At 73.3% G+C, this 10,977-nt stretch carries 7 protein-coding genes; 6 read left to right on the top strand and 1 reads right to left on the bottom strand.

Features of this window, described 5'->3' with window-relative positions:
* The 3 genes from ACF1ED_RS07425 to ACF1ED_RS07415 all read left to right on the top strand — a co-directional run.
* Positions 1–4,437: FG-GAP-like repeat-containing protein (locus ACF1ED_RS07425; protein WP_391757482.1), on the top strand; the 4,437-nt coding region annotated here is incomplete at its 5' end.
* Between the two features lie 119 nt (positions 4,438–4,556).
* Positions 4,557–6,404 (top strand): glutamine--fructose-6-phosphate transaminase (isomerizing), encoded by a 1,848-nt coding sequence (gene glmS, locus ACF1ED_RS07420; protein WP_391757480.1) that lies wholly within the window; start codon positions 4,557–4,559, stop codon positions 6,402–6,404.
* Between the two features lie 8 nt (positions 6,405–6,412).
* Positions 6,413–6,781 (top strand): holo-ACP synthase, encoded by a 369-nt coding sequence (locus ACF1ED_RS07415; protein WP_200426054.1) that lies wholly within the window; start codon positions 6,413–6,415, stop codon positions 6,779–6,781.
* Between the two features lie 133 nt (positions 6,782–6,914).
* On the opposite strand, the gene ACF1ED_RS07410 is transcribed toward ACF1ED_RS07415, so the two are convergent.
* Entirely contained in the window at positions 6,915–7,199 is a 285-nt protein-coding gene (locus ACF1ED_RS07410; RefSeq protein ID WP_391757478.1) for a hypothetical protein, read from the bottom strand.
* 168 nt (positions 7,200–7,367) lie between these two features.
* Between ACF1ED_RS07410 and ACF1ED_RS07405 the strand changes: the two genes are divergently transcribed.
* The 3 genes from ACF1ED_RS07405 (at position 7,368) to alr (ending at position 10,973) form a co-directional block, all read left to right on the top strand.
* Complete coding sequence (locus ACF1ED_RS07405; RefSeq protein WP_391757476.1) at positions 7,368–8,819, top strand: NAD(P)H-hydrate dehydratase; 1,452 nt, start codon at positions 7,368–7,370, stop codon at positions 8,817–8,819.
* 90 nt (positions 8,820–8,909) lie between these two features.
* Positions 8,910–9,800: a L,D-transpeptidase family protein gene (locus ACF1ED_RS07400; RefSeq protein ID WP_391757474.1), complete on the top strand. Its 891-nt coding sequence runs from the start codon at positions 8,910–8,912 to the stop codon at positions 9,798–9,800.
* Positions 9,801–9,821: 21 nt separating this feature from the next.
* The gene (gene alr, locus ACF1ED_RS07395; RefSeq protein WP_391757472.1) at positions 9,822–10,973 is read left to right on the top strand and encodes an alanine racemase; all 1,152 of its coding nucleotides are present in this window, start codon (positions 9,822–9,824) and stop codon (positions 10,971–10,973) included.
* Positions 10,974–10,977: the final 4 nt, after the last annotated feature.

Here is a 10,977-nt window from a genome sequence, read left to right as displayed (position 1 = left end):
CTTCCCGGTGTCGACCTGACCGCCACCGCGGACGACGTCTCCTTCTCCCACGCGCTGGTCGTCAAGACGCCCGCCGCCGCGAAGAACCCGGCCGTGCGCTCCGTCGACTTCGGTCTGAGGACCCGCGGCCTGCAGGTCACCCAGGGCGAGGCGGGCGAGCTCCTGGCCAAGAACCCCTCCCGCGACGCGCTGTTCGCCGCTCCGCAGCCGCACATGTGGGACTCGGCCGGTTCGGAGACCTCCACCGCGATCGACCCGAAGACCCCCAAGGCCGCCAAGCCGACCGCCGCCCGTTCCCTCCAGGAGACCCTGGAGGGCGCGGTCGAGGGCAGCAACCGGGCCAAGCTGGGCGTGAAGCTCGGCGCGGGCAAGATCACCCTCACCCCGGACGCCAAGCTCCTGGACGACCCCGAGACGGTCTTCCCCGTCGTCATCGACCCCAAGTGGGCCCCCGACGCCTGGAAGAACGCCTGGTCGATCGCGTACAAGCACTCCTACTACGCGAACACCGAGAACACCGTCTACTACAACGGCGGCACCCTCTCCGACCACGCCCGCGTCGGCGTCTCCATCGACGGCGACAACGGCGGCACCGTCCGCGCCAACACCTACTTCCGCATCCCCATCGGAAGCCTCGCGGGCAAGGACATCATCAAGTCGACGCTGCGCATCAAGCAGACGCACGCCGGCTCCTGGTCCTGCAACTCCGGTGACGTCCAGGTCAAGACCATCGGCAACAACCTGCCGACCAACATCACCTGGAACAACCAGCCCGCCTGGGGCGCCCTCGTCGACTCCTCCGGCGAGTCCTACGGCGGCCGCAACTGCCCGTCCGACTCGGCCGGACTCGTCGAGTTCGACGTCACCAGCGGCATCAACGACGCCGTCGACGACAAGTGGGGCAGCTGGTCCTTCGTCCTGACCTCGAAGTCGAACGCGGTCGACACCTCGTGGCGCAAGTTCGACCCGAACTCCGCGCGGGTGTCGACGTACTACAACACGCTTCCCACGCGGCCGACGCTGTCGATCGACCCGTCGCTGCCGTGTGCGGGCGGCATCATCGGCACCACCGACGAGATCGTGCTGAGCGCGTCGAAGTTCAGGGACGCCGAGGACGCCGACCTCGACGTCGAGTTCAAGTGGGCCCAGAACGGCCAGCCGGCCAAGACCGTCTCCCGCAACGCCAGCAGCGGCGGCACCGCCCAGCTGCGCATCCCCGCCGGCACGACCCTGCCGTCCGCCACCTTCTGGTACGAGGCGATCGTCAAGGACAGCGTCGGCAACAGCCCGCGCGCGGGCCGCTGCTACTTCACCTACGACCGCACCGGTCCGAAGAACGCGCCGAAGGTCAGCTCGCTGCAGTGGCCGGAGAACGTCGGCAAGGGCTGCACGCCCGACCTGCCGGCGGGCACCCCCTGCGCGAAGCCGGCCCGGACGACCGGCTCGTTCACCTTCGCGGCCAACCCCGCCCCGGGCGAGACCAACGACATCACCGAGTACATCTGGTGGACCGACTACGACACCAAGGAGAAGTCGGCCAAGCCCACCGCGACCGGCGGATCGGTCACCGTCCCCGTCCGGCCGATGAGCAACGGACCGCAGTACCTGTACGTGCGCAGCGAGGACGCGGCCAACAACCGCTCCCGCGTGAAGGCCTACCTGTTCATCCCGTCGCGTTCGGACAAGCGGGACAAGCTCGGCGACCTGAACGGTGACGACCTGGTCGACCTCGTCGCCCTCGACCCCGGCGCCGGCACGCTGTGGTCCTACCCGAGCCGCGGTGACGGCACCTTCGGCACCGGTATGTCCGCGAAGGACGAGTCGTTCGCCTCCGGCACCGTGTCGGTGGGCGGCAGCTGGGACGACGACGACTACTACGAGGACCTCGTCTCCCTGCAGCCCGCGGAAGACGACCCCAGCACCTACGAGCTGTGGGCCTACCGGGGCAACGGCGGCGGCAAGCTGCTGACCGGCGACCGCGACCGGCAGAACCTGACGATCGCCGTCAACAACTGCTACGACCCCGTCCGCATCGACTGCGACAACCACTGGGCCAAGGGCGCCGAGATCGTCTCCGTGCCGAGCCTCAGCGACGACGACGGAGCGCCCTACGGCGGCCCCGACGGCGTGATCGACGAGCGGGACTTCCCCGATCTGCTGGTCAAGGAGGGCGCCAACCTCTGGCTCTACCTCGGCTCGCGCACCGGCGGCCTGCTGGACAACTTCAGCGGCCCGATCGCGCTGGGCAACGCCGACTGGCAGGACATGACGATCATGACCCCGGGCGACCTGAACAAGGACGGCCTCCCGGAGATCTGGGCCCGTGACAAGGTCAAGGGCACCATCCACCAGTACACGAGCAAGCGCGCCACCACGCCCGGTCAGGGCAACGTCCTGGCCGACCTGACCGTCTACGGCGACCCCGCGGTCCGCCAGACCTCCATCGCCACCGGCTTCAAGGCCGTCGACGTGCCCAACCTGTCGACCACCGGCGACTTCGAGAACGACGGCTTCGCCGACCTCTGGTCGCGCGACGGGCTCGGCCGTGCGCACGTCTACTCCGGTCAGGCGCCCGTCAACGGCCAGTCCTTCAAGGCCGCCCGCTACATCACCACCACCGGCTACGACTGGAACGAGTGCAAGTCCTTCGCCCCGGCGACCGGCACCACCGCTATCTCCATCTGCGGTCCGATCCTGGGCAAGTACGAGGCCCTGGGCGGCGCCGCCGTCTTCGGCAAGCCGACCTCCGGCGTGACCACCGTCAGCGACGGCGGACGGTACGTCAACTTCGCGCAGCCCGGCACCACCGCCACCGACCGCGCCATCTCCTGGAGCAAGACCACCGGCGCCTGGTCCGTCGCCAACGGCGTCTTCAGCCGGTGGGTCACCGCCGGACGCGAGACCGGCACCCTCGGGTACCCGACCGCCGACGAGCGGCAGACGGGCGTCCAGGGCGGCACCTTCATCACCTTCAGCAAGGCGGGCAAGGCCGGCGCGATCTACTGGCGCGACGGCATCGGCTCCCAGATGATCACGGGCGCCATCTACAACCAGTACGTGAAGCTCGGCGGCGTCCGCGTCTACGGCTACCCGACCGGTGACGCGGTCGCGACGACGGGGATCACCGGCCTCGTCCAGCACTTCCGCTCGGGCACGTCCACCACCGACAACCACTCCTTCTACTACAACTCCACCACCGGTGCCTGGCCCGTCACCGGCAGCATCCGCACCCACTGGCTGAGCAAGGGCGGCCACACCGGCGCCCTCGGATTCCCGACCTCGGCCGAGTACACCGTCTACGGCGGCCGGCGCACCACCTTCAAGAACGGCTACATCCGCTGGAACCGGCAGACCGGTCACGTCGCGGAGCACGCCTGGACCGACCGGACCGCGCACCTGCGCACCGACCTGGCCGGCGACTACGACGGTGACGGCAGGACCGACATCTTCACCGTCTACGACTACGAGAAGGGCGGCATCGGCCTCTACGTCTCCAGGGCCAACGCCAACGACGGCCACAACCCGCCGCAGGAGTACTACGCCACGGACGACCCGGGCGACTGGTACTACGACAGCAGCAAGTGGGCGTCCGGCGACTTCAACGGCGACGGCCGCGACGACCTCGTGGGCTTCTACGGCTACGGAACCGGCGCCGTCAAGGCGTACACCTTCCTGAGCCAGGCCAGCGGCGGGCCCGTCGGGCGCACCAGCATCGACCTGCCCACGGGCCAGTGGGACTGGTCCAAGAGCACGATGCTGGCCGGCGACCTCAACGGTGACGGCCGCGACGACCTCGCCTTCACCTACGACCACGGCAACGGCGTCCTGGGCGTCTACCGGGCCCTCTCCCGTGCCGACGGCACCTTCGAGAACCCGGTGCTGTCGTTCAAGACCCCGGCGACCTGGTGGTACATGAACTCCGCCAGCTACACCATGGGCGACACCAACGGCGACGGCCGGGACGACATCGTCGCCCTCTACGGCTACGCCGCCGGCGAGGCCCGTCTCTTCACCTTCGCGGCGAAGGCCGACGGCCACCTCAGCAACTACGTCGGCTCCTGGTCGGCGCCCGCCGGCGTCTGGGAGCGCAGCCGGGGCAAGATGACGACGGCCGACTTCAACAAGGACGGCCGTGACGACCTCGCGTTCATGTACGGGTACGACGACGGGCGCACCGAGGCCCGGATCTTCCACGCCCGTACCGACGGCGGCTTCGACGGCTTCGTGACGCCGTACGCCAGCCTCCCCGGCAACTGGTACTCGACGAGCACCGGGAACCTCGTGGCCGGCGACATGAACGCCGACGGCTACCCGGACATCACCACCTCGTACAACTACGCCATCGGCGAGACGAGGGTGTTCACCTTCCACGGCAACGCGGCGGGCACCGTCGACCGGCCGGCCCGCGGCTGGTACGCCCGCCCGGGCACCTGGTGACGTGACGCCCACGGCCTGACCGCATGACCAGGGCCGCACCCCAGCCAGGGGTGCGGCCTTCCGCGTGCGTTCCGTGTGCGCTCCGTCCGATTCCGGACCGGTCGCCGTAGGCTGCCGTCATGTGCGGAATCGTGGGATACGTCGGCGGGCAGTCGGCGCTTGATGTGGTCGTCGCGGGGCTGAAGCGGCTGGAGTACCGGGGGTACGACTCGGCCGGGGTCGCCGTGCTCGCGGACGGCGGGCTCGCCGCCGCGAAGAAGGCGGGGAAGCTCGTCAACCTGGAGAAGGAGCTGGTGGACCGGCCGCTGGCCGGCGGGTCCGTCGGGATCGGGCACACCCGGTGGGCCACCCACGGCGGGCCGACCGACGCCAACGCCCACCCGCACCTCGACAACGCCGGGCGCGTCGCCGTCGTCCACAACGGGATCATCGAGAACTTCGCCGCCCTGCGCGAGGAGCTGGCCGAGCGCGGGCACGAGCTGCTCTCCGAGACCGACACCGAGGTCGTCGCCCACCTGCTGGCCGAGGAGTTCTCCTCGGTCGGCGACCTGGCCGAGGCGATGCGGCTGGTCTGCCGGCGGCTCGACGGGGCCTTCACGCTCGTCGCCGTCCACGCCGACCAGCCCGAGGTCGTGGTCGGCGCGCGGCGGAACTCGCCGCTCGTGGTCGGCGTCGGGGAGGGGGAGAACTTCCTCGCCTCCGACGTGTCCGCCTTCATCGCGCACACCCGCTCCGCCATCGAGCTCGGACAGGACCAGGTCGTCGAGCTGACCCGGGACGGGGTCACCGTCACCGACTTCGGCGGCGCGCCGGCCGAGGTCCGCGCCTTCCACGTCGACTGGGACGCCTCCGCCGCCGAGAAGGGCGGCTACGACCACTTCATGCTCAAGGAGATCGCCGAGCAGCCGAAGGCCGTCGCCGACACCCTCCTCGGCCGGATCGACGCGAGCGGGCGGCTCACCCTCGACGAGGTGCGCATCCCGGACGCGGTGCTCCGCGAGGCCGACAAGGTCGTCATCATCGCCTGCGGCACCGCCTTCCACGCCGGCCTCATCGCCAAGTACGCCATCGAGCACTGGACCCGGATCCCCTGCGAGGTGGAGCTGGCCAGCGAGTTCCGCTACCGCGACCCGATCCTCGGGTCGCGGACGCTCGTCATCGCGATCTCCCAGTCCGGCGAGACCATGGACACCCTGATGGCGCTGCGGCACGCCCGTGAACAGGGCGCCAAGGTCCTCGCCGTCTGCAACACCAACGGGTCGACCATCCCCCGCGAGTCCGACGCCGTGCTGTACACGCACGCCGGGCCCGAGGTCGCCGTCGCCTCCACGAAGGCCTTCCTCACCCAGCTCGTCGCCTGCTACCTCCTCGCCCTCTACCTGGGGCAGGTGCGCGGCACCAAGTGGGGCGACGAGATCCACGCCGTCGTCCGCGAGCTCGCCCGGATCGGCGAGGAGGTCGAGCGGGTCCTGGAGACCATGGAGCCCGTCCGGGCCCTCGCCCGCTCCCTCGCCCACAAGGACACGATCCTCTTCCTCGGCCGGCACGTCGGCTACCCGGTGGCCCTCGAAGGCGCGCTGAAGCTCAAGGAGCTGGCGTACATGCACGCCGAGGGCTTCGCGGCCGGCGAGCTGAAGCACGGGCCGATCGCCCTGATCGAGGAGGACCTGCCGGTCGTCGTCGTGGTGCCCTCGCCCAAGGGGCGCTCGGTCCTCCACGACAAGATCGTCTCCAATATCCAGGAGATCCGGGCCCGTGGCGCCCGGACGATCGTGATCGCGGAGGAGGGCGACGAGGCCGTCGTCCCCTTCGCCGACCACCTCGTCCGCGTCCCTGCCACGCCCACGCTGCTCCAGCCGCTCGTCTCCACGGTGCCGCTCCAGGTCTTCGCCTGCGAGCTGGCCACCGCCCGGGGCAACGAGGTGGACCAGCCCCGCAACCTGGCCAAGTCCGTGACGGTGGAGTGAGTGAGGAAATGATCATCGGGGTGGGGATCGACGTGGCGGAGATCGACCGTTTCGCCGCGTCGCTGGAACGCACGCCGGCGCTCGTCCGGCGCCTCTTCGTGGACGCCGAGCTGCTCCTGCCGAGCGGCGAGCGGCGCGGCCCGGCCTCCCTCGCGGCGCGCTTCGCCGCGAAGGAGGCCCTGGCGAAGGCGCTCGGAGCGCCGGGCAACCTGCTCTGGACGGACGCCGAGGTGTACGTCGAGTCCACCGGCCGCCCCCGGCTGCGGGTCAGCGGCACGGTCGCGGCCCGCGCCGCCGAGCTGGGCGTGAAGCACTGGCACGTCTCGCTGAGCCATGACGCCGGGGTGGCCTCGGCGGTGGTGATCGCCGAGGGCTGAGCCGTACCGGCGGGTGCGTCGCTACGAGAGCGGGGCCCGGCCGCGGGGAGGCGGTACCGGGCCCCGTTCCGTGCCGCGCGCGACCGCCAGGGCCGGCGATGGATGCGAGTGCCGCGCGCGGAGCCGGTGCCCCCTAGGGGGCCGGTTCCTCCTCGGCGCGCTGCCGTCGCCGGGCCGGTACGACGGCCAGGCCGCCGAGGGCGGCGAAGCCCGCTGCCGCGAGGGCGAGGGGGAGGGTCCCGCCGCCGCCGGTGGAGGCGAGGGCGGGGCCGGTGGCCGGACCCGCGTGGGTGCCGGGGGCGGTGACGGTGACCGGGCGGCCGGCGGTGGCGGCCGACGCGGAGGAGGCGAGGCCGAGGGCGCTCGCGGAGGCGAGGGCGAGGGCGGAGGTGGGGGCGGTGCGGGTGCGGGCGCGCATGGCGGAGCCGGCCTTCCGGGGCAGGACTAGTTAGGTAAGGCAAACCTAAGTTGGAGCGTGAGGGGGCGTCAAGCCGCGCTTTCCGGCCGGTGCTTGGAAGGGCCCGCGGGCGGCGCCCCCGCCGCCCCCTCCGGGCGCGGACCCCGCGCCTGGGGCAGACTGCTGACCATGCGTACCGCTCACCACGTGGAGACCGTCCGGGCCGCCGAGTCGGCGCTGATGGCGCGGCTGCCCGAGGGCGCGCTGATGCGGCGGGCCGCCGCCGGACTCGCCGCCGCCTGCTGCTCGCTGCTCGGCAGGGGACGGGTGTACGGCTCCCGGGTCGTCCTCCTCGTCGGCAGCGGCGACAACGGCGGCGACGCCCTCTACGCCGGCGCCCGGCTCGCCCGGCGCGGCGCCGGGGTCACCGCCGTGCTGCTCGGCGCCCGCGCCCACGACGCCGGACTCGCCGCGCTGCGGGCGGCCGGCGGACGCGTCACCGAGGACCCGTACGAGGCGCTGGCCGCCGCCGACCTCGTCCTCGACGGCATCACCGGCATCGGCGGGACCGGCGGGCTGCGCCCCGAGGCCGTGCCCGTCGCCCGGGCCGCGCGCGGCTCCGGCGCGGTCGTCGTCGCCGTCGACCTGCCCAGCGGCGTCGACGCCGACACCGGCGAGGTCACCGGCGAGGCCCTGCGCGCCGACGCCACCGTCACCTTCGGCACCTACAAGCCGGGGCTGCTCGTCGACCCCGCCCGGGAGTACGCCGGCGCCCTGCGGCTCGTGGACATCGGGCTCGCCGCCACCCTCCCGTCCGTGCCCGACGCCGAGGCGCTCCAGCACCAGGACGTGGCCCGGATGCTGCCCGCGCCGGCCGCCGAGAGCGACAAGTACCGGCGGGGCGTCCTCGGGATCGTCGCCGGCTCCGAGCGGTACCCCGGCGCCGCCGTCCTCGCCGTGGCGGGCGCGCTGCGCGGCGGCGCCGGGGCCGTCCGGTACGTGGGCCACGCGCGCGACGCGGTGATCGCCGCCCACCCCGAGACCCTGGTGCACGCGGGCCCGCCCGGGAAGGCCGGCCGCGTCCAGGCGTGGGCCGTCGGCCCCGGCCTCGGCGAGGGGCCCGGCGCCCGGCTCGCCGTCGCCGAGGTGCTCGCCTCCGACGTGCCCGTCCTCGTCGACGCCGACGGCCTGCGCGCCCTCGACCCGGAGGCCGTCCGGGGCCGCTCCGCCGCCACCCTGCTCACCCCGCACGCCGGCGAGGCGGCGGCCCTGCTCGGCACCGACCGGGCGGCCGTGGAGGCCGGCCGGCTCGCCGCCGTCCGCGCGCTCGCCGCCCGTTACGGCGCCACCGTCCTCCTCAAGGGCTCGACCACCCTGGTCTGCGGACCCGGCGGCACCGGACCCGTCCGGGTCAACCCCACCGGCACCCCCTGGCTCGCCACCGCCGGCTCCGGCGACGTCCTGTCCGGTCTGGCCGGCTCCCTCCTCGCCGCCGGACTCGGCGCCGTCGACGCCGCCTCCTGCGCCGCCTACCTGCACGGACTCGCCGCCCGCCGGGCCGCCGCCGGCGCCGGCCCGATCACCGCGACGGAGGTCGCCGACGCCCTGCGCGCCGCCTGGCGGGACGTCCGCGAGCCCTGACCGCCCCGCGCCCCCGGTCGGACCAACTCCGCTGCTCCGCCCGGGGGTCAGCGCGTGCCGGGCCGGACCGGGGCGGGTTCGGATGGAGCGGTGACCAGATGGAGAAGCCGCATCCTGCCGCCGTTGCTCGCCACCGCCCTGCTGACCGGCGCCGCCCCCGCGCACGGGGAGGACCCGCCCCCCGCCGAGGCCGGGGTCCCCGCCGGATCCGGCGCCGAGGCTCCGGCCGACGTCCTCGTCCCCGGCATCGCCGGCGCCGGCCGCCCCGAGTACCCCATGGACACCCCCGACCAGGTCCTCCCGCCGATCGCCCCCGACGGCGAGGTGCCCGTCCCCGAGCCGGAGGAGGAGGTCGACGAACTCGTCGAGTACCTCCCGCGCGGCGCCGCCGAGGCCGCCTGCACCGCGCGGACCGGGATCTATCAGCGGCAGGTCGAGCGGCTGCTGAAGCGGAAGGCGGACGGGAAGCAGTCGGCCGCCGACTGCCGGGCGATCCGCGCCTTCCAGGTCCAGCAGAAGATCAAGCCCGCCAACGGCTACGCCGGCCCCGTCACCTGGGGCCGCGCCGAACTCCTCGCCGCCCGCGAGAACCCCAACGCCGCCGGGAAGTGCCCGGTCCGCTCCCACCCGGTCGCCTGCGTCGACCTGAACCGCGAGCTGATGTGGGTGCAGAAGGGCAGGAAGATCACGTACGCCGTGGTCAACGTCCGCAGCGGCCGGGCCGGCTACCGCACCCGCACCGGCTGGCACTCCGTCTACTGGCGCCACAAGGACCACTGGTCGTCCCTCTACGACACGCCGATGCCGTTCTCCCAGTTCTTCGACGGCGGCCAGGCCTTCCACGGCGTCTACGGAGCCATCGCCACCCCCACCGGGAGCCGCGGCTGCGTGAACCTGACCTACAAGAACGCCGAGAGGCTCTGGTCCGTCCTCCGCGAGGGTGACCGGGTCTACATCTGGGGCAAGCGGCCGGGGCGGTGACCACCTGAGAGACTGGGCGCGATGACTGAGACACCGCCGCCGCCCAGCCGAGCCCGCGCCGAGATCGACCTCGGGGCGCTGCGCGCCAACGTCCGCGCGCTGCGCGCCCGCGTCGCCCCCCACGTCCGGGTCATGGCCGTCGTCAAGGCCGACGCGTACGGCCACGGCGCCGTGCGCTGCGCCCGCGCCGCCCTCGACGCGGGCGCGAGCTGGCTCGGCACCGCCACCCCGCAGGAGGCGCTGGCGCTGCGCGCCGCCGGGATCACCGACGTGCCCGTCCTGTGCTGGCTGTGGACCCCGGGCGACCCGTGGGACGCCGGCATCGAGGCCGGGCTCGACATGGCGGTGAGCGGGCGCTGGGCCCTCGACGAGGTCACCGCCGCCGCCCGCGCGACCGGCGGCACGGCCCGCATCCAGCTCAAGGCCGACACCGGCCTCGGCCGCAACGGCTGCCAGCCCGCCGACTGGCCCGCGCTCGTCGCCGAGGCCCTGAAGGCCGAGAAGGAGGGCCTGGTCAAGGTCACCGGCCTCTGGTCCCACTTCGCCTGCGCGGACGAACCGGGCCACCCCTCGATCGCCGCCCAGCTCGACGTCTTCCGCTCGATGACGGAGTACGCGGAGAAGGCCGGCGTCGAGCCCGAGGTCCGGCACATCGCCAACTCGCCGGCCACCCTCACCCTGCCCGAGGCCCACTTCGACCTGGTCCGCCCGGGCATCGCGATGTACGGCGTCTCGCCCGCGCCCGAGCTCGGCACCTCCGCCGAGCTGGGGCTGCGCCCGGTGATGTCGCTCAAGGCGGCCGTCGCCCTGGTGAAGGAGGTCCCGCCCGGGCACGGCGTCTCCTACGGCCACCACTACGTCACCGGCGGCGAGACCACCCTCGGCCTGATCCCGGTGGGCTACGCCGACGGCGTCCCCCGGCACGCCTCAGGCCGGGGCCCGGTCCTCGTCGACGGCGAGGTCCGCACGGTCGCCGGCCGGGTCGCCATGGACCAGTTCGTGGTCGACCTCGGCGGCGACCGGCCCGCGCCCGGCACCGAGGCCGTCCTCTTCGGCTCCGGCGAGCACGGCGAGCCGACGGCCCAGGACTGGGCGGAGGCCGCCGACACCATCGCGTACGAGATCGTCACCCGGATCGGCGCGCGCGTGCCGCGCGTGTACGTGGGGGAGTAGCCCG

Source organism: Streptomyces sp. NPDC014656 (assembly GCF_043084305.1).
In the GTDB taxonomy this organism is placed as follows: domain Bacteria; phylum Actinomycetota; class Actinomycetes; order Streptomycetales; family Streptomycetaceae; genus Streptomyces.
This window is presented reverse-complemented; position numbering and strand designations above follow the sequence as displayed.

Coding starts and splice junctions, on each gene's coding strand:
- glmS (WP_391757480.1), top strand. CDS start 4,557: ATGTGCGGAATCGTGGGATACGTCGGCGGGCAGTCGGCGCTTGATGTG.
- ACF1ED_RS07415 (WP_200426054.1), top strand. CDS start 6,413: ATGATCATCGGGGTGGGGATCGACGTGGCGGAGATCGACCGTTTCGCC.
- ACF1ED_RS07410 (WP_391757478.1), bottom strand. CDS start 7,199: ATGCGCGCCCGCACCCGCACCGCCCCCACCTCCGCCCTCGCCCTCGCC.
- ACF1ED_RS07405 (WP_391757476.1), top strand. CDS start 7,368: ATGCGTACCGCTCACCACGTGGAGACCGTCCGGGCCGCCGAGTCGGCG.
- alr (WP_391757472.1), top strand. CDS start 9,822: ATGACTGAGACACCGCCGCCGCCCAGCCGAGCCCGCGCCGAGATCGAC.